The organism is Hymenobacter sediminicola (assembly GCF_014250515.1).
Classification (GTDB): Bacteria; Bacteroidota; Bacteroidia; order Cytophagales; family Hymenobacteraceae; genus Hymenobacter; species Hymenobacter sediminicola.
The window spans coordinates 1,226,021-1,245,692 of sequence record NZ_CP060202.1 but is presented as its reverse complement, the minus strand read 5'-3'; the positions used below and the strand labels follow the sequence as shown (position 1 = coordinate 1,245,692).

The 19,672-nt window shown below is 53.3% G+C and carries 11 protein-coding genes; 8 read left to right on the top strand and 3 right to left on the bottom strand.

The features are described from left to right. The first annotated feature begins 3 nt into the window (after positions 1–3). From H4317_RS05320 to prfB, 4 genes are all read left to right on the top strand, one after another. Positions 4–726 (top strand): ABC transporter ATP-binding protein, encoded by a 723-nt coding sequence (locus tag H4317_RS05320; RefSeq protein WP_185889109.1) that lies wholly within the window; start codon positions 4–6, stop codon positions 724–726. A gap of 165 nt (positions 727–891) precedes the next feature. After that, positions 892–1,440 carry a cob(I)yrinic acid a,c-diamide adenosyltransferase gene (locus H4317_RS05315; protein ID WP_185889108.1) on the top strand — a complete coding sequence of 183 codons (549 nt, stop codon included), beginning with the start codon at positions 892–894 and terminating at the stop codon, positions 1,438–1,440. Positions 1,441–1,578: 138 nt separating this feature from the next. Further along, a complete protein-coding gene (locus tag H4317_RS05310; RefSeq protein WP_185889107.1) occupies positions 1,579–2,643 on the top strand; it encodes a branched-chain amino acid aminotransferase in 1,065 nt (354 codons plus the stop codon). Positions 2,644–2,756: 113 nt separating this feature from the next. Continuing rightward, positions 2,757–3,834, top strand: a protein-coding gene (gene prfB / locus H4317_RS05305) for a peptide chain release factor 2 (protein ID WP_185889106.1) whose coding sequence is annotated in 2 segments (ribosomal slippage) — positions 2,757–2,816 and positions 2,818–3,834 — 1,077 coding nt in all. Because the reading frame shifts where the segments join, the coding sequence is not laid out codon by codon here. 97 nt (positions 3,835–3,931) lie between these two features. On the opposite strand, the gene H4317_RS05300 is transcribed toward prfB, so the two are convergent. Together H4317_RS05300 and H4317_RS05295 are read right to left on the bottom strand one after the other, a co-directional pair. Then, positions 3,932–5,395: a SusD/RagB family nutrient-binding outer membrane lipoprotein gene (locus H4317_RS05300; protein WP_185889105.1), complete on the bottom strand. Its 1,464-nt coding sequence runs from the start codon at positions 5,393–5,395 to the stop codon at positions 3,932–3,934. A gap of 6 nt (positions 5,396–5,401) precedes the next feature. Continuing rightward, positions 5,402–8,617 carry a SusC/RagA family TonB-linked outer membrane protein gene (locus H4317_RS05295; RefSeq protein WP_185889104.1) on the bottom strand — a complete coding sequence of 1,072 codons (3,216 nt, stop codon included), beginning with the start codon at positions 8,615–8,617 and terminating at the stop codon, positions 5,402–5,404. A gap of 281 nt (positions 8,618–8,898) precedes the next feature. On the opposite strand from H4317_RS05295, the gene H4317_RS05290 reads away from it, so the two are divergent. From H4317_RS05290 to H4317_RS05275, 4 genes are all read left to right on the top strand, one after another. Next, a complete protein-coding gene (locus H4317_RS05290; protein WP_185889103.1) occupies positions 8,899–12,216 on the top strand; it encodes a SusC/RagA family TonB-linked outer membrane protein in 3,318 nt (1,105 codons plus the stop codon). 28 nt (positions 12,217–12,244) lie between these two features. Beyond that, the gene (locus H4317_RS05285; RefSeq protein ID WP_185889102.1) at positions 12,245–13,630 is read left to right on the top strand and encodes a SusD/RagB family nutrient-binding outer membrane lipoprotein; all 1,386 of its coding nucleotides are present in this window, start codon (positions 12,245–12,247) and stop codon (positions 13,628–13,630) included. Positions 13,631–14,036: 406 nt separating this feature from the next. Beyond that, the gene (locus tag H4317_RS05280) at positions 14,037–17,150 is read left to right on the top strand and encodes a SusC/RagA family TonB-linked outer membrane protein (protein ID WP_185889101.1); all 3,114 of its coding nucleotides are present in this window, start codon (positions 14,037–14,039) and stop codon (positions 17,148–17,150) included. 21 nt (positions 17,151–17,171) lie between these two features. Next, positions 17,172–18,836: a RagB/SusD family nutrient uptake outer membrane protein gene (locus tag H4317_RS05275; protein WP_185889100.1), complete on the top strand. Its 1,665-nt coding sequence runs from the start codon at positions 17,172–17,174 to the stop codon at positions 18,834–18,836. Between the two features lie 53 nt (positions 18,837–18,889). Here the strand turns inward: H4317_RS05275 and H4317_RS05270 are convergent, their stop codons facing one another. Next, on the bottom strand, positions 18,890–19,624 hold the full coding sequence (locus tag H4317_RS05270) for an SDR family NAD(P)-dependent oxidoreductase (protein WP_185889099.1): 735 nt from the start codon (positions 19,622–19,624) through the stop codon (positions 18,890–18,892). Positions 19,625–19,672: the final 48 nt, after the last annotated feature.

Genomic DNA, 19,672 nt, shown 5'->3' with positions numbered 1-19,672 from the left:
GCTATGCTGAACCCCGTTATCGACACCCACGACATCTCGAAGATGTACCGCATGGGCACCGAGGAAATCCATGCCTTGCGCTCGGTTACCATCACCATCCAGCGCGGCGAGTACGTTGCCTTCATGGGTCCTTCCGGCTCCGGTAAGTCTACGCTCATGAACATCGTCGGCTGCCTCGACACGCCTACCGGTGGCCGCTACATTCTTAATGGCAAGGATGTAAGCCGCATGACCGACAACCAGTTGGCAGATGTGCGCAACAAGGAAATCGGCTTCGTTTTCCAGACGTTCAACCTGCTGCCCCGCGCCACCTCTCTCGATAATGTGGCTCTCCCGCTCATCTATGCGGGCTACAGCAAGTCGGACCGCGAAGAAAAGGCCATGGCTGCACTACGCAGTGTGGGCCTAGCCGAGCGCGCCAAGCACCGCCCTAACGAGCTTTCGGGTGGTCAGCGGCAGCGCGTGGCTATTGCCCGAGCCCTTGTTAACGACCCCAGCATTATTCTGGCCGATGAACCTACCGGTAACCTCGATACCAAGACCAGCCACGAAATCATGGACCTGTTCGAGGCTCTCTACGTGAAAGGCAACACTATCATCATGGTGACCCACGAAGAGGATATAGCCCGTTACGCCCACCGCATTGTGCGCCTCCGCGACGGACTGGTGGAATCCGACCAGGAAAACACGGATATAGCCACGCACCACGAGCAGCTAGCCAAGTAGTTTCGGCTGAGGCCTGTATTTTACGTCATCTGCGGCACTTGGCCGGGCGTCTCCCTTTTGCTTGATGTGGTAGCTTTGCCACGACAACAAAGCGGCCGACGCCCGCCCGGCGGCGCAGATGACGTTTTGCTTTCGGTCTGTTTCTTCTTGCCTGATCTGCTTTTCATGAAAATATATACCAAGACCGGCGACAAAGGCCTTACCTCCCTTATCGGTGGCACGCGTGTTCCGAAGTCTAGCCTCCGCATCGACTGCTACGGAACCGTTGACGAACTTAATTCCTACATCGGCCTGCTACGCGACCAGGATGTGAATGCGCCGCGCCGCGACCTGCTCAAAGAAATTCAGGACCGGTTGTTCACGATTGGGGCTTCCCTTGCTTCCGATCCGGAGAAATCAAAGATGAAAATTCCGGATTTGCATGAGGCTGACGTAACGCTCTTGGAAGCCGAAATGGATCAGATGAACACGCATCTGCCCGAGTTGCGCGTGTTCATTCTGCCCGGCGGCCATCAGTCGGTATCGTTTGCACACGTGGCCCGGTGTGTGTGCCGCCGCGCCGAACGACTGGTAATTGAGTTGCGCGAAACCTCATTTGTAGCCGACTTGGTAGTCATGTATCTGAACCGACTCTCCGATTATCTGTTTGTGCTCAGTCGGCAAATGGGCCACGACCTCGGCGCAGAAGAAGTGGCATGGCAGCCTCGCATGTAGTTTCCAGCCGGCTGTAGCTATTTCCCGCTACTTGAGGTGCTGCATACTCCGGCACTCAACCGCCTTTTACCTGCTCCCGTTTCAGTACCACGCTCTGTCCTCTTTCCCCAAATTCCCCATCCTCCTTTTCTCCTTTCTATGCTCGACACCGTGACCATCCGGACCCAGCGTACTTCAGCTTCTCGTCTGCAACACCTAGACCCCGAACATATTGAGTTCGGCAAAATCTTCTCCGACCACATGTTTGTGGTCGACTACCGCGACGGGGAGTGGCAGGACGCGCAGTTACTGCCCTACGGCGATATTTCCGTAAGTCCTGCTAATTCGGCGCTACATTACGGGCAGGCCATTTTTGAGGGTATGAAAGCCTACAAGAACGCCGACGGTGACATCACGCTATTTCGTCCTCACGATAATCTGCACCGTCTCAATGCCTCGGCCGAACGGATGTGCATGCCCCAGATTCCTGAAGAACTGTTCATGCAGGGACTCACCCAACTGATCCGTCTCGATGCCGAGTGGGTGCCTAATACCCAAGGCAGCGCCCTGTACATCCGTCCGCTGATGTTTGCCACGGATGGTTTCATTGGCGTCCGTCCATCAGAAAACTACCGCTTGTTGATCTTCACCTGCCCAGTGGGCCTCTACTACAGCAAGCCGCTACGGGTACGTTTCGAGGAGAAGTATGTGCGGTCAGTGGAAGGTGGCGCTGGCTACGCCAAAAATGCCGGTAACTATGGCGCTGCCATGTATCCTACCAAACTGGCCCAGTTGGAAGGCTACAATCAGCTCATCTGGACCGATGCCTCGGAGCATCGTTATGTAGAGGAATCCGGCACCATGAATGCCATCTTCATCCTTGATGGTAAGCTGATAACGCCTGAGCTTAGCAGCTCTATTCTGGATGGGATCACGCGCCGCAGCGTGCTACAGCTGGCCCGCGACTGGGGTATGACAGTAGAAGAGCGTAAAGTTTCGGCAGTAGAAGTAATGCAGGCCCTTTCAGAAGGCCGCCTGCAGGAAGCATTTGGGGTAGGTACTGCAGCTACCATTGCGTCTATTTCCGTTATCGGCTACCAAGGCCATGACCACGAACTGCCTACGCCCGGCGAAGATGCCTTCTCACTGCGTGCCGGCGCCACGCTACATGCTATCCGTACTGGCCAGGCCCCTGATACACATGGCTGGATGGTGGTGGTTTAAGCGCCTTACTCTTCATCTAAATAACAAGCAGCCGACTCCTGATGGGGCCGGCTGTTTTCTTTTACCGACCTTTACATTTTCCATTTTTAACATTCACCCATTAACCTTTCCTAATGACCCACGACCAGGTGAAGGAATTGAAGGGCCGCGCAGAGGCCCTGAGGAGGTATCTTTGACTACGATAACCGCAAAGCCCAAGTACTAGCCACTGAAGCACAAACTACTGCTCCCGACTTCTGGGATGACTCCAAAAAAGCCGAGACTGTACTCCGAGAAATCAAGACTGTGAAGGTCTGGACCGACGATTACGAAGCTGTAGAGCAAGCCGTCAGCAACGTAGAAGTGTTGTTCGATTTCTACCGCGAAGGCGAAGCTACCGAAGCCGAAATGGAGCAGGAGTTCAATACTGCGCAGCAGGCTGTAGAGCAGCTTGAATTCAAGCGTATGCTCTCCGACGAAGAAGACCAGCTTTCAGCCATTGTCGAAATAAACCCCGGCGCTGGCGGCACCGAAAGCCAAGACTGGGCCGAGATGCTCATGCGCATGTACATCATGTGGGGTGAGAAGCATGGCTTCAGTGTACGCCAGGTGAGCTACCAACCCGGGGAAGGCGCTGGCATCAAGTCGGCTTCTCTGGAGATTGACGGGCAGTTCGCATATGGCTACCTCAAAAGTGAAATCGGAGTGCACCGGCTCGTCCGCATGTCTCCTTTCGACAGCAGCGGGCGTCGGCACACCTCCTTTGCTTCCGTGTTTGCATACCCGGTCATTGACGACACCATCAAAATCGAAATAAACCCAGCGGACATTAGTTGGGACACTTTCCGGGCTGGTGGAGCCGGTGGGCAGAACGTAAACAAGGTGGAAACGGCCGTTCGACTCACGCACGCCCCGTCCGGTATTATCATTGCCGTACAGATCGAGCGAAGCCAGCTCATGAACAAGGAGCATGCCCTCCGGATGCTCAAGTCGCGTCTATACCAAATTGAGATGGATAAGCGCAATGCTGCCCGCGACGTAGTGGAAGCCGGCAAGAAGCGCATCGACTTCGGCTCTCAGATACGCAACTACGTTCTTCACCCCTACAAGCTCATCAAAGACCTGCGTACTGGCATAGAGCGCACCGATGTGCAGAACGTACTGGACGGTGACCTAGACGAGTATATCAAGGGGTATCTGATGCAAAATTAAGCTCCTTCCGGCATATTCTGTGCTTATTGGATAACCTTAACAAAAAAGAGGCTGTCGATATCGACAGCCTCTTTTTCTAACTTATAGTTCTGGAATACTAGAATTTATCCCAGAATAGTTTCGTGCCTACAACGTCGCCACCAATAGCGGAAGCAGCTTCGCTATAGTTAGCACCGTTGATGTTTTGCTCAACAACGGGGTACAACAGGCGTACTGGAATAACCGAAATGGCGGTTGCCGGAGCAGTCAGAACAGGAGTGTCGAGTCTTCTCCACTCTTTCCAAGCTTCGGTAGGCTGGTTATACAGCGCAATCCACTTCTGGTAACCGATTTTCTGCTTGTAGTCGCCGGGAGCAGTAGCATAGGCTACACCTGGCTGAGCCAAGTAAGCGGTGGCTTCAGCAGCCGTGCCACCCCACTCCAGAATAGAAGCAGTGATTGCAGCATCATAATGCGAAGCTGCCGTGCCAGTGAAGCCACTGTAGCCACGGGCAATTGCTTCAGCAATCATGAACTCAACCTGAGCATACGACATCAGCACGCCAGGCAGCGTCTGAACGCGCAACTTAGCTCCGGGGAGTGAGTTGGTGCTCTTGCTGTTGGTCGAACCGTAGTTGCCGCCGGTGAAAGAACCACCGTTAGTAGCTGGGTTGAAGTAATCGTTCAGACGTGGGTCAACAACGCCACCCGATACCGGACCATCCGTGCCTTTCAGACGGTTGATGAAGAAGCTGGTACCAGCAAAGTCGGTACGGCCGCTTCTAACTAAGTCTTCGTACAGCGGGTTGGTGTTCGGGAACGTACCGTTGAACGTCAGGTCAATAACGTCAGCATTCGAAGCCAATACTTTACCAACCGTCGACTCAGCCAACGTTTTAGCTTTAGCTGGGTCCACATCCGCTAGCGTCAGAGCCATACGGAGCTTCATCGAGTTGGCAAACTTGATCCACGAAGCAGTGCTACCACCGTTGATCAAGTCGTTAGCTCCCAAGCCAGTAGGCGTAGCAGCAACGAATTGACCAAGTGCTACGTCCAGACGAGCAATCAGGTCAGAGTAGATAGCTGCCTGATCGTCGTACTTAGGACGCGAGTTAGCGAAATCAAGAGCCTGGCTATAAGGGATATTGCCGAATGTCTCTACTAGAACAGTCCAGGTATAGATTTCCAGCACTTCAGCTACAGCCGTTTGGTTAGCCTTTGTGGCCGCGCTCAGGTTAATGTCAGCAGCAATGTTGGTTTTTGCTTCACGCAAATCACGGATCACATCCCGATAAAGCGGGTTCCAGAAGTTAGCTGGAATGTTACGGGTATTGAGGTCATACCGGCTCTCCGTAGGATAGTCGGTAGCAGCCCAATACTGCACGTAGAAGCGGAAAGGGTTAATGTTTACGTTCGTGCTGACAACAGTACGAACCAAGTTGCGCTCTGCGTTGGCAATGAAGCCAGAAGCAAGCGCAGATGTAGGGCTTTTCGGATCGACATTGTAGTCGTCGTCCAACGAGCCTACGCAAGCGGTTGTCAGCATCAGAGCGGACGCACCTGCAATAAGTAGATTTTTCATGATTGATTAGAAGCTAAGACGAAGATTAGCACCGAGGGTGCGAACAGCAGGGTAAGAGCCCGTCGAGTAGCCTTGGCCGAAGTTGCCCGAGCTAACTGCGTCCTCTGGGTCAGCGTAAGGAAGGTTTTTGTTGATGATCCACAGGTTACGACCTACGATGGAGAAATCAACACCTTTCACACCACCTATTTTGGATACCAGTGTTTTTGGGAAAGCATAGGTCAGCGACACTTCGCGCAGTTTCACGAAGCTAGCATCGTATACGAAAGCAGCTGCGGGGTTGTGCGTAGTACCGTAAGCAGTTGAACCATCTTCCGTGCTGTTGTCAGCACGAACGGTGTTTACCGAACCGTCAGCTTGTACACCTGGGAAGATAACCCCACCACCATCGTCGAGGCTGTTGCGGGAAGGATTGCCGAGGTCGTTTAGACCAGCAGTTTCTGGGCTCAGGCCCGTATCCAAGCCGTAAGAGCGGTCAAGCGAGAACACCTGGCCTCCGTTGCGGATATCAACCAGGAAGTACATCGACAGACCTTTGTACGACACCGTGTTGGAAATACCAGCCGTCCAGTCTGGGTTAGGGTTGGCAATTTCTTCGTTGGCAGTGGCGCTCTTCACGTAGTAACCGTCTTCGCCAACTACTTTCTGGCCATTCAGGTAAACGAAGTTAGAGCCGCGGATGCTGCCGAATGGCTTGCCAACAGTAGCGTTGCTGGTTACACCGCCCTGATAGGAAGCAATTACTAAGTTATCCGTGCCCTCGTAGAGAGAGATAACCTCGTTCTTGTTTTTCGTCCAGTTGGCGTTGATCGTCCAGGTAACGTTGTCATTCCGAACTGGCGAAACGAAACCGGAGAGTTCTACACCACGGTTACGAACGTTACCGGAGTTTACGTAGCGGAAGCTGTAACCGGAAGCAGTCGAAACGTTAACCGGAATGATCTGGTCGATGGAGTTAGACTGGTAAACCGTTGCGTCGAAACCAAGGCGCGTCTGTAGGAAGGCCATTTCCAGGCCAACTTCGCCGCTCTTAGTACGCTCAGGTTTCAGGTCCAAGTTGTTTTTCGTGTTCGGAACAGAGAACAGTGCTACAGAGCCGAAAGCAGTAGGCTTGTCGTACGAATCCGATACGCTATAGATAGGAGCACCTTGTCCAACTTCAGCGTAGTTACCACGAACCTTACCATAAGACAACCAAGGCGCTGTTTCCTTAACCAACTCAGAGAATACAAAGCCCAATGCTGCCGAAGGGTAGAAGAAAGCATTGTTTGCTTCTGGCAGCGTCGACGACTTGTCTCTTCTTGCGGTCAGGTCCAAGAACACCATATCTCTAAAGCCGAATGTGGCACTGGCAAACAAACCATCGACAGCACGACGGAGTTCCGTTTCCACAGGTGGAGATATAGCGGATACGCTGTTAGACAGAGTATACAGTTCCGGAATTACGAGGCCACCATTGGTAACAGCCCGTACGGAAGTAGAATTTTCACGACGCAAGTTGGCACCAATCAGACCTTTGAAGTTCAGGTTGCTGGTGATGTTTGCCGAGAAGTTACCAATGAGGTCGAAGTTGGCCTCACGGGCGTTGCGGTTGTAACGGCCATAGCTAGGTACACCTACCGAGCTGAAAGCGTACCGCTCTTCCTGCAGTTCGTCGTAGGTATCGAGCGTTACCCGACCCAGTACGTTAAACCAATCTGTGATTTTGTAAGTCGCGGCAACGTTGCCGAACGTACGATACCGCGAGTCAGTTTCGAAGCTCTTCGCGCGGGAGAAGTAGGGGTTGTTCCAGTATTCAGCGCTCGAAGAAGTTGGGCTTGACAGGTTCCAGCTCGCGTTTTGGTTCTGGAAGTTGTAAGCTTCTTCCTGCTGCTTCAGGTCGACGTTCGTCTGCCACCACTGCCGGAAGTTCGTCATCAGGTTTTCGCTGGTTGCACCGCTGTAACCGGTACCATAACGGCCTTTGCCGGATACCTGCGAGAAGTTAACCGAAGCGCTGGCCGTCAGGCGGGGCGTGAGGTTCAACGAGCCTGCGAAGTTGACGATGTTCTTGTTTACCTGGCTATTTGGCAGGACACCTTTGTCCCGAACACTGTTGTAACCAAGTTTGAAGTAGCCATTGTCGTTACCACCATCCACGTTGATGCTGTTATTCAGCGTTACAGCGTTCTGGAAGAAGGTAGAAGGGTCGTTTTCGGCTGCTACCCAAGCAGTGGCTTTGCCAAAGTTTGCAGTGCCCGGAACGAAAGCATTCCACTGATACACTTGCAAATTCGGATCGAAGCGTGGGCCGTTGGAAGCATCAGCGCTAAGCTGCACTACGTTGTCCGGCACACCGTCACCGTTTACATCAATTTCGTCGAAGTAAGGGCCATAACCGGCGCCATACTCTTTCTGATACTTGATGAATGTGCTCTTGTCGATTTTACCGCCGGTGATACCCGCGTTGATCGTAACACCCAGTCCTTTACGGCCTTTTTTGGTCGTAATGAGGATTACACCGTTCGATGCCCGCTCGCCGTAAAGCGCAGTAGCGGCTGCACCTTTCAGTACAGTCATCGATGCAATGTCATCGGGGTTAACGTCAGCAGCAGCGTTACCATAGTCATAACCGCCGCCACCAGTTTGCTGGCCGGTAGTGTTCGTATTGGCATTGCTAATCGGCACACCGTCCACTACGAACAGAGCCTGGTTGTTACCCGTGATAGACTTCGTGCCCCGGATAACTACGTTGCTCGAACCGCCCAGCGTGTTGCTCTGGCGTACGTTCAAGCCGGCTACTTTACCCGACAGACCGTTGATGAAGTTAGGGTTACGTGCAACCGTAATCTGCTCTCCTTCTACTTGGGTAGCAGCGAAGGGCAGCGAGTTGCGAGTACGCTCCTGCCCCAGGGCAGTAACTACTACTTCGCTCAGTTGCTTGGAGTCAACGGCCAGGGCAACATTGAACGAGTTTGAGCTGCCGATGGGCTGCTCAGTAGTGCGGTAGCCAATAAAGCTGAATACCAGAGTCGAGGCCGAGGCCGGCACGCTTAGGGAAAAAGATCCATCAGCGTTTGTGGATGCCCCTACGGACGTGCCTTTGACCAGCACGGTAACCCCAGGCAATCCTTGACCATTGGACGAGTCAGTAACTCGTCCCGTAATCTCGCGGTTTTGCGCCGCCACCTGCTGCACCAGGATAGGCGAGGCCAAAAGCGCACTCAAGAGAATCTTTCTCATGTAGCTGTGTTTGGTGAGTGAAAATTGAGTGAACGGAAAACGTTAGTGCCAAACCTAGCGAAAAAACTCTTAAAAAGGGTCTTTCGCTACCATATTTTCAATATAAGGTGTCCTTAATATAATGAAAAAATATCTAAGATTATGTGTCTAACTCCTTATACCTACCCCATTGCTACCTGACTTTCAGTTGTTTTTGCCCTGATAGCCACTATAATTGTCCTGCTTCACGCATTTTTCAGTATTTTCCGCCCGGTTTTTCTACTCACCTATTTTTTCACCACATGAATAAACTTTTACTGCTGGGCCCTCTGGCGCTTACAGCTGTAGTGCAGCAGGCAGTGGCGCAGAACAGAACCATTTCCGGCAAGGTTACAGACCGAGCAAATGGCCAAGGCCTCCCAGGTGTTACAGTACTTGCGAAAGGCACTACCACTGGCACTTCCACCAATGCTGATGGCGGCTACACACTCGACGTACCATCCTCTGTTAATACACTCTCCTTTAGCTTCGTAGGCTACTCCACAATTGAGCGGCCTATCAATGGCACCGTAATCAATGTTGGGCTGGAAACCGACGCCAAGCAACTGAGCGAGGTAGTGGTTTCGGCACTGGGTCTGAAAGAAAACAAAGACGAATTGGGCACCTCTACTTCCCGTGTGACGGGAGCTGCGGTAGCCCAGTCTGGAGAAACCAGCGTAATTACTGGCTTGTCGGGTAAGTCGTCGGGCGTGTCTATCACGCGTTCCAACGGTGACCCAGGCGCGGGTGCTTACATTCAGATTCGCGGCCAGAACACCATTAATGGTGAAACGCAGCCTCTGATTGTGATTGATGGCGTTCCGATGTTCAACACCTCGTCGGGTGTGGGCTCGCAGGGCACCACGACAGCAGGCGTAGCCCAGCAGTCCCGCCTGAACGATATTAACCCCAACGACATTGCTTCAGTACAAATTCTGAAAGGGGCTGCAGCGGCTGCCCTGTGGGGTTCGCGCGCTTCCAACGGGGTAATGGTTATTACCACCAAGCGAGGCAATACCGAAGCCGGCAAGCTGAGCGTAACCTATGGGGTAACGTACTCAGTTGACCGGATTTCCTATAAGCACGATCTGCAGGATAAGTACGGCCAAGGCAACAACGGCGTAGCTACCACAACCAACGTGGGCTCCGTAGACCCAGGCTACACTTGGGGCGACATTATTGCCAACCGTAGCGGTGCTGCCGATGGCGTGAACATGAACGGGGGGTATTTCGTGGCCAACAATGGCAAGACCTACTACCCTATCACCCAGAAGAACAGCCGGGAAACCTTCCTGCAGCAGAACTTCGACCAGGTGTTCAACACCGGTAGCTTCCTGGAAAATAACCTGAGCCTAAGCGCGGGCAACCGGGAAAGCAACATTTTCGTGAGCCTTTCCGACCTCAATCAGAAAGGTATTATTCGCTACAACTCTGACTACCGCCGCTCTACTGCGCGTATCAACGCAGAGAAACGCTTCAACAAAATCGTGCGTCTGGCCGGTACATCTACCTACAGCCGTGTGTCGTCTAACCGGATTCAGCAGGGTTCGAATACGTCGGGCCTGTACCTGGGTCTGCTTCGCACCTCACCCGACTTCGACCAGTCGGACTACATCGGCACGTATTTTGGCGCGAATGGTGACGTTGGAATCAACCGCCAGCGTGCTTACCGTAACCAAATTGGGCAGCTGCCAAACCCAGGCTATAACAATGCCCTGTGGACGATTCAGCAACAGAAGAACCCGAACGTAGTAGACCGTTTCATCGGCTCTACTGAAGTTGGCCTTGATCCATTGCCTTGGCTGAGCTTCACGGCCCGCTTCGGCGCCGACTTCTATTCGGAAATCCGTCGGGACCTGTACCCTATCAACTCGGCAGAAAATGACGGTCTGGGTTCGGCTTCAGAAGAAAACTATACCGAAACCCAGCTCAACACCGATATTTTTGCCCGCGCTACTCACTCGTTCAGCGAAAAGCTAAGCGGTACGCTGTTGGTTGGCACCAACTTCAACCAGCGCACAGAATACAACTACGGTGCTACCTACGGCCGTTTCATTCTGGACGTACGCGACCTGAGCTTCTTCGGCAACGCCTCCTTCGAGAACACGCAGGCGTTCGACTACGAGTCGAAGCGCCGCAACTCGGCTGCTTATGGCACAATGAACTTGGTGTACAATGAGCAACTGTTCTTGAACGCCAGCGGCCGTTTGGAAAACTCTTCCACCTTCGGTCCTGACACCCGCAGCCTGTTTTTCTACCCTTCTGTCGATCTGGCGTGGCAGTTCTCTAAACTGCCTTTGCTAAGCGAAAACCGCATCCTGAGCTTTGGTAAGCTGCGTGCAGCCTACGGCCGGGTAGGTCTGGAGCCACCTATCTATGTAGTGCGTGACATCTATAGCTCCGCTTCCAGCGGCGACAGCTACGGCGTAATTGCCAATCCAGCATCGTACAATGGTTCGTTTGGCCGTAGCTCGGTGCGTGGCAACTCCCAGTTGAAGCCTGAGCGCAAAGACGAAGTGGAAGGTGGCATTGACCTGCGTTTCCTGCAGGACCGCATCACGCTGGGTGCTACCTACTACTACAACGTCAACTCAGACCTTATCGTGACGCGCCCTACGCCTGCTTCAACGGGCTACACCAACGAATGGGCTAACGCTGCTAAGATTGAGAACAAAGGTGTAGAAGTGGACTTGAGCGCCGATGTTCTGAAACTAGGTGACTTCACTTGGAACGTTGGTGGCAACTGGACCCGCAACCGCAACAAAGTACTGGACGTGGCTGGCGCAGAGTCTATCTTCCTGGCTGGTTTTGTTGGCACTTCGGCTCGCGTAGTAAAAGACTACCCATTCAGCGCCCTGTGGGGTGGCAAGTTTGACCGCGACGACTCCGGCAACCTACGTCTCGGGGCCAATGGCTTCCCACAGGCCGCTGCTACGGAAGGCGTTATCGGTGACCCAAACCCAGACTGGCGTTCAGGCATCAACACAACGCTTAGCTACAAGGGCCTGCGTTTGTATGCGCTGGTAGAGCGTCAGCAAGGTGGCGACATCTGGGCTGGCACCGAAGCCATCCTGCGCAACTTCGGCGTATCGAAGTTTACGGATGTAGAAACTACACTTTCGGCTGAAGAAGCTCGCAACACGCGCGTGTACCCGAGCGGCAATACCGCCGCTTCGTTCTACGCTAACTCAGCCAGCACCAACCCAGATGGCTCGGTTACTTTCCGTGGTACGGTAGGCAACTTCGGCGCTGGGCCAGTTGCCCTGAATGAAGCATGGTACCGGGGTATTGGTGGTGGGTTCGGCAATGCATCCGACCAGTTCATCCAGGATGCTACTTGGATGCGTCTGCGCGAACTGACGCTGGGCTACAACCTGAACTCAGAAGGCTTCCGCAACCTGACCAAACTCAGCAATCTGGAAGTTACCCTGACCGGTCGTAACCTGGTTCTGTGGACGAAGGAATTCAAAGGTGTGGACCCCGAAACCAACCTGACGGGCCAGAGCGCCGGCCGTGGCCTAGAGTATTTCAACAACCCTGGCACGCGCTCCTTCCTCGTCAGCCTGCGTCTCACTTACTAATCATTGCTAGTTTCGAGCACTCTGCTTTATGAAAAAGCCTTTTAAATATACTTCCCTCCTACTGCTGGGCTTGGGCCTGTCGTTAGGCTCTTGCCAGGATTTTGTCGATGGACTGGATGTAAACCCTAATGCTCCTGCCTCGGCTGATGCCCAGAATATGCTCCAGGGCGTAGAGCTGGCCGATGGCTTGATTCATGAGGGCGAAGCAGCCCGTATCTCCGGCATGTGGACTGCTCAGTTCACGGGCTCCAACCAGCAATACATCAGCATCAACCGCTACGAGGTAACGGCTGGCAACTTCGACAACGTTTGGTCGACGATATACATTGACGTGGCAACGCAAAGCCGCATTGCGGCCGCCCGTGCGCTGGAGGAAAAGAACCAGCGTCTGGCAGGTATCTTCCAGATTCTGGAGGCGCATACCATGGGCACCGCAACCAGCCTGTTTGGCGATATTCCTTTCCGCCAAGTAGGTGACCGGCTGAACTTCCCAAACCCCACGTACGACCCACAGTCTCAGATCTACAGCGACCTGCAACAACAGCTGGACGCTGGCATCGTCAACGTAAATGGCTCTGGTGGTGCTCCCCGCGACCTGTACTACCAGGGCAACCCAACGAAATGGGTGGAAGCAGCCAACACGTTGAAGGCCCGCTACTACCTCCACACTAAGCAGTACGATCTGGCTCGCCAGGCAGCTCTGTTGGGCATTAGCTCCACATCGAACGATATGCTCATTCCGCATAAAGAGTCTGATGGAGCAGAGAACTTCTACTATCAGTTCAACTCCGAGCGGGTGAGTTACCTGACCGGCTACGGCTCGTATGCTGCGCGGCTGCTTGATCCGGCCCGCTCTGGCCAGGCAAACAACCGCAACAATGCCAAGACAGATGAGTCTGGCCGTTTCGGCTACTTCTTTACGCCGTCGTTTTCGTCCACCCAGCCTGATAACTATGAGTTGTTGCCCAACTCCGGGTTTTCAGATCCATCAGAAGACTTTCCGCTTATTACCTATTCGGAAACTCAGCTGATTCTGGCCGAGACGTATGCCCGTGCCGGCGACCTGAACAATGCATTGACAGCGTTGAACAATCACCGTGGTGCGTTGGCGGTTAAGTACTCCGGTTTCGGCGGCCGCTACGACGACTACACGCTGGCTGATATTCCGGGTGGTGGAAACCAGGCTAATATGCTGCGTGAAATTCTCACGGAGCGCTACGTAACGTTCATTGGCCAAGTAGAGCCTTACAATGACGCTCGTCGCACGAATAATCTTATCGGACTTCCCAATAAAGGCACGGGCAGCACGCTCCCCCAGCGTTTTCTATACTCGCAGTCGGAAGTGAATACGAACACCAGTATTCCACGCCCGATTCCAGAATTGTTCGCAAAAACAGAAGTAAACCAGCTATAGACCTGCTATACTGGCTTTAAAAAAAGCTCTGGCTGTTTCAGCCGGAGCTTTTTTGCTGTTAGTGCTATTAAATCAATATTAAAAAACGGCAGGATTTAATAGCACAGAATACGCATCTATTTGCATTTCAAAAAGCCGATATAACAAATTGACCAGAAAACTGCAGGAGTATTAAATTTCCATTAAAGACTTCAACCCTTTACTGAAAAAACTGCATAAAATATTCCTCCCAAATAGTATTCTATTTTTTACGATAATTGCTGTTGCTGTTGTAAATTCGGCTTTTAGATACCCTCGTACTGATGACTATTGCATTAGTTGGGCGTCTGAGATGCAGCTCTTTCGTCTCTTTTCATTTTTTTCACTCACCTACATGCAAAAAACAATACTCTTGAGCTCTTTGCTCATGGCTTCCGCTCTGCAGGAGGTATCAGCCCAGAACCGGACTATCTCCGGCCGGATAACGGACCGCCAGACTGGCGAAGGTCTGCCGGGCGTTACGGTACTGGTGAAAGGCACTACGAACGGTATTTCCACTAATTCGGACGGCACTTACACGCTCAGCAATGCGCCGGCAACCGGTGGCACGCTGGTATTCAGCTCCGTTGGCTATATCAGCCTGGAGCGTCCTATCGGCACTGAAAATGAGTTGAGCATTGCGCTTGCTCCCGACACTAAGCAGCTTAGCGAAGTAGTAGTTACTGGTTATGGCACGCAGGAACGCCGCGACCTGACGGGCGCTATTACAACCGTTAAAGGTGAGGCTATTTCCAACCTGGCTACTCCTAGCTTCGCACAGCAGCTGGCTGGTCGCTCGGCTGGTGTAAACGTGCAGACTCCTTCGGGCCTGCTCGGTCAGCAGCCCCGCATCCAGATTCGTGGCACGAACTCGATTTCCTCGGGCTCTTATCCTCTGATTGTAATTGATGGTCAGCCGGTTTTCACTGGCAACACCAGCGCCTTTGCAAACGGCTCGAACCCACTGGCTGACATTAACCCAGCTGATATTGAGTCGTACGAAGTTCTGAAAGATGGTTCGGCAACCGCTATTTACGGTTCGCGCGCGGCCAACGGCGTAATCCTCATCACTACCAAGCGTGGTCGTGAGGGCAAAGCCAATGTTACGTACGATACGTACATAGGCGTCGCTCAAACGCTGAAGCGCTATGACGTACTTGGCGCTGAGGACTTCATTACTATCAGCAACGAGAAAGACCGTAATGCTGGTGGCACCGGTACGCTGGCGGCTCCGTTTACGGATGCCAGTGGCAACACGGTGAGCACTGATTGGCAGGATCAAATTTTCCGGACTGGCTTCCAGCAAAACCACATTGCGTCGGTTTCGGGTGCTACTGGCAAAACCAACTACTACTTCTCCGGCGGCTACACCGACCAAACGGGTGCCATCAGAAGCAACTCGCTTCAGCGCTTCAGCTTCCGCTCGAACATCGACAGCGAAGTGAAGAAGTGGCTGCGGGTGGGCATGACGATGGGTTTGACCCGCACCCGTACGTTTGGCCTGAACACCAGCACCAACGGTCTGTCGAGCAACATTGCCGGTGCACTGGCTCTGTTCCCGAACGTACCAGCGCGTAATGGTGACGGCACCCCGTACGTAAATGCTGCCGGCATCATCGGCCAGGGCAACAACACGGCAGGTATTGCTTTCAACTACCCGAACATTATTTTCCCGCTGGAGAATAACATTTACCGCTCCATTAGCTACCGCATCTTGGGCAGTGGTTATCTGGAAGCAGAGCCTGTGAAAAATCTGCGCCTGCGCACCACGCTCAGCACCGATACTCAGCTTCAGGATGACTTCCAGTTCCTGGATCCGCGCCAAGGTGACGGCCGTGGCGTCAACGGTTCGGTGTATCAGCTGTTTGGCCCTAGCATCCGTTGGAACTGGATCAACACAGCTACTTATAGCAACATCATCGGCACTGACCATAAGGTCAATGTCGTAGTTGGTACGGAATATCAGAAATCTGCTTTCTCGTATTACAACGCACAGGGCACAGGTATTTCCGACCTGACTCTCGGTCAGAACGGCATCATCAGCTCTACGCTCGCTACGCCTACTATTGGTGGTGACTACGTGGAAAACGGTCTGCAGTCATACTTTGGTCGTTTGAACTACTCGTTCAAGGACCGGTACCTGTTGAGTGCTACGTTGCGTTCAGATGCTCTGTCGTCCCTGCCAGAAGATAACCGTCGTGGTACCTTCCCTGGTGGCTCGGTCGGCTGGCGTATTTCGGAGGAATCCTTCTTCAAAGGCCTGGGTCTGGCTTCGACCTGGACGGACTTCAAAATCCGTGCTTCGTATGCTCGTGTAGGTAACGTGGATATTGGAAACTTCCCCTACGTTGGTGCCTACTCTCCTGCTCAGTACGCTTCGCAGGCCGGCATTACTTACGGGCGTTTCGGTAACAATCAGCTGAAGTGGGAAACTTCTAAGAAAACCGACTTTGGTGTTGACTTGGGCTTCTTCGGTGGTCGTATCAACCTCAATGCAGACTACTACCGCAACGACGTTGATGACCTGATTCTGGCTGTACGTACGCCATTGTCGCTGGGTGTGCCGAACAACAGCTACAATGCCAACATCGGCTCGATGTACAACCAAGGTTTCGAGTTTACGCTGACGACGGAGAACATTCGGAAAGAGAACTTCACCTGGTCGTCTACCTTCAACCTTTCTACCAACAAAAACGAAGTAACTGCCCTCAACAACAATGAGGACATTATCGACACGTATAACATCACCCGCGTAGGGGAGTCTATCGGTTCGATCTTCGGGTACGACTTTGTAGGTGTTAACTCGTCAAACGGTAGCCCGATTTATACCAAGGCAGATGGCTCGCTGGTTCAGGCCAGCACCAACTCATCCGGTGCCTTCGCTGGCCGCTACTACGCCTACGACCCAGCTAACCCAGGTGCAGCTTTTGCAGCAGCAAACGAAAGAACGCTGACGGTAGCCGACAAAAAGATTCTTGGCCAGACTAACCCGAAAGTATTCGGCGGTTTCGGTAACACGGTGACCTTCATGGGCTTCGACCTGGATGTGTTCCTGCGCTACAACTACGGCAACAAGATCATGAACGTGACGCGCCAGCAGCTGCTGCGCACGGACTTCCTGAACAACAGCACCGAAATTCTGAACCGCTGGCAGTCACAGGAGAATCCAGGTGATGGTCAGACTCCACGTATTGCGTCCGGCACCAGTGCTTTCGTAAACCAGGATAACAACGCTTCTACCCGCTTTGTAGAAGATGGTGGTTTTATCCGTTTGCAGAACATTACGCTGGGCTACACTATCCCAACTCGTTTCGTAACGCCCATCAATCTGAGCCGGGTACGCATCTTCGTACAGGCCCAGAACATAGCTACCATCACGGATTACAAAGGGGTAGATCCTGAAGTGAATACCAACTTCACCAACAACCGTCAAGCTGGCGTCGATTTCAACAGCAACCCGCAGCAGCGGGTATTCACGGGTGGTCTGAACGTTGCCTTCTAATCCTTTGTCTTTACTGCAACGATGAAAAATCTTTCGACAATTTTCACTCATAGCCGCCGGAACGTACTGGCGTTGGCTTTCCTTTCAACCCTAGGACTGGGTGCCTGCGAGGTTACAGATCTGCAGCCGCAAAACCAGTTATCAGAAGCAGCGGTTTTCACTGATCCGGCCCGTATTGCTCTGGCTGTGGCTGGTGTGTACGATGCTGCTCAGTCGGGCTTCTATGACCCACTGACGGGTGGTGCACTGGCCGTACGTGGCTATCCTTTTGGTGCTGCCGCCAATGCGCTTGACGATGCACGTGGCGAAGACGTTTCGGACATGGCAGGCTTCTTCAGCCTTGTTTTTGTCAACCAGATTACGCCTTCCAGCCCGAACGTTGTGAACATGTGGTCTAACTGCTATGCAGTGGTCAACAAGGCAAACGTGACGATTGATGGCGTGCGCCAAGCTGCAGCAGCAGGTATCATCACGGCCGAAGTTGCTCAGGTGTATGAAGGCGAACTTCGCTTCCTGCGGGCCTTGGCTCACCACGAGCTGGTTATCCACTTCTCGCGCCCTTACACGGACGGCAATGGCTCAAAAGCTGGTATTCCTTACCGTGACGTTCCAGCTAATACCATTGCTGGTGTTAACGCGGGCCGTTCGCAGGACCGGGGTACAGTAGCTGATGACTACACGAAGATGCTGGCCGACCTGGATTTTGCTGAAAGCAACCTGCCTGCTACCCGTACAATCACGGGTGCAGCTGCCGCTTCCGCTACCCGGGCAACAAAAGGTGCCGCTATTGCGCTGAAGCAGCGCCTGCGTTTGCATCAGGCTAACTGGGCAGCAGCAGCTACGGAAGGCACCAAGCTTATCTCCGGCACTTCTGCTCCCTTCACCAGCCCTATTGGAAGCTACGCACTGGCAGCAACCCAGCGGGCTGCTTTCCCAGGTGGTGCAGCCGCTACGGCTGAAACCGTATTCTCAGTTGAGAACCGCTCGGACGACAACGCCGGTGTAAACGGTGCCCTTGCCAACGTATATGGCTCTTCGGCAACCCCAGCAAACGGTGGTATCAACGGCCGTGCACTTCTGGCGGTGAGCCCCAACCTGTACAATGCTCCGTTCTTCACGTGCGGCGACCTACGCCGCACCGTCATGATGCAGCAAGACGGGGTTCGTCCGGCTTATGTACTGCGTAAGTACACTGACGCTACTACCAGCTCTGACTTCGCCCCTATCATTCGCTACGCCGAAGTGCTGCTGAACCAGGCAGAAGCTGTTGCTCGCACTGGCAACGATGATGCCTTGGCTCTTCGCTTGCTCAATGCGGTACGCAACCGTTCGGTAACCACTGCTGCTGATCAATATGCTGTAGGTTCCTTGACCGGCCCAGCCCTGATTCGCGCGATTCTGAATGAGCGTCGGGTTGAGTTTGTTGGTGAAGGCAAACGTTGGGGTGATATTTCGCGCCTGTCGCCTGACGCCACGTATGGCCCAGGTGGTATTCCTGCCAAGTTCAACGGCCAGGTTTCGGGCCAGGTAACACTTGCTCGCTATGCCTGCAACAACGGTGCTACGCTTGCTACACCTTCTGTTTCGGCAGTTCCTTACGCCAGCACGTTCTTCCTGTGGCCTATCCCAGCCATCGAAATTGCGAACAACCCTACACTGGCAGCTCAGCAAAACCCTGGCTACTAGTCGTAGATTATTACCAAAAAAGAACCCCGGCCAAGTTGGCCGGGGTTCTTTTTTTATGCAATATCTGTGATGCGAAGAACTACCTGCTCGTTGTCCGCTGCTGATTTCTGAAGCCAAGAGATTATTCGCTCAGCGGCCTGATCTGGCTCTACTAAATGCCCTTCCTGTTTTAGATTGGCAAAACGCTCAGCATCACTAAAATCCTCAGGGTTAGCGCTACGAATGTGCTCCTGCATTCCTGTATCCAGCACTCCGGGCGCAAGGCTACGGATCCGGATACCGCTGCCTCGTACTTCCTGCTCCTTTTGGGCTGTAGCGGAAAGAGCATCAAGCGCAGCCTTGGAGGCGCAATAGGCTGCCCATCCATCAATAGGGCGCTGGGCGGCACCACTGCTGATATTAAGGATAGTGCGCGGAATACCGGACTGGCTCCCATAAGCACTCAGGAAGGTATTCATGAGCATGGCGGGCGCAATAACGTTGACATCAAATACGAACTCAAAATGCTCGTTCGGCAGCGCGCCCACATACCCAATTTCGCCCAGCACACCGGCATTATTGATGAGCGTGATACTAGCGGCATCGGGACGGGCCAGAAATACTTTAAACAGGTTGTTCTGCACCGCCAGCATATCAGACAGATCGAGGGGCTGGTGCTGGTACCGCTCGTGCTCAATGGTAGCATGCCGCGACACGCCCAGTACGCTGGTGCCGGGCTGGCGTAGCAGGCCTTCGGCCAGTGCTTTCCCTAGCCCACGGCTAGCCCCGGTAATGATGTAGTAATGCATAGGCAGGAAAGAGGAAATAGTGGAGAAACGGATATACCGGGATACGAT

Coding starts and splice junctions, on each gene's coding strand:
- H4317_RS05295 (WP_185889104.1), bottom strand. CDS start 8,617: ATGAGAAAGATTCTCTTGAGTGCGCTTTTGGCCTCGCCTATCCTGGTG.
- H4317_RS05290 (WP_185889103.1), top strand. CDS start 8,899: ATGAATAAACTTTTACTGCTGGGCCCTCTGGCGCTTACAGCTGTAGTG.
- H4317_RS05315 (WP_185889108.1), top strand. CDS start 892: ATGAAAATATATACCAAGACCGGCGACAAAGGCCTTACCTCCCTTATC.
- H4317_RS05300 (WP_185889105.1), bottom strand. CDS start 5,395: ATGAAAAATCTACTTATTGCAGGTGCGTCCGCTCTGATGCTGACAACC.
- H4317_RS05320 (WP_185889109.1), top strand. CDS start 4: ATGCTGAACCCCGTTATCGACACCCACGACATCTCGAAGATGTACCGC.
- H4317_RS05280 (WP_185889101.1), top strand. CDS start 14,037: ATGGCTTCCGCTCTGCAGGAGGTATCAGCCCAGAACCGGACTATCTCC.
- H4317_RS05270 (WP_185889099.1), bottom strand. CDS start 19,624: ATGCATTACTACATCATTACCGGGGCTAGCCGTGGGCTAGGGAAAGCA.
- H4317_RS05275 (WP_185889100.1), top strand. CDS start 17,172: ATGAAAAATCTTTCGACAATTTTCACTCATAGCCGCCGGAACGTACTG.
- H4317_RS05310 (WP_185889107.1), top strand. CDS start 1,579: ATGCTCGACACCGTGACCATCCGGACCCAGCGTACTTCAGCTTCTCGT.
- H4317_RS05285 (WP_185889102.1), top strand. CDS start 12,245: ATGAAAAAGCCTTTTAAATATACTTCCCTCCTACTGCTGGGCTTGGGC.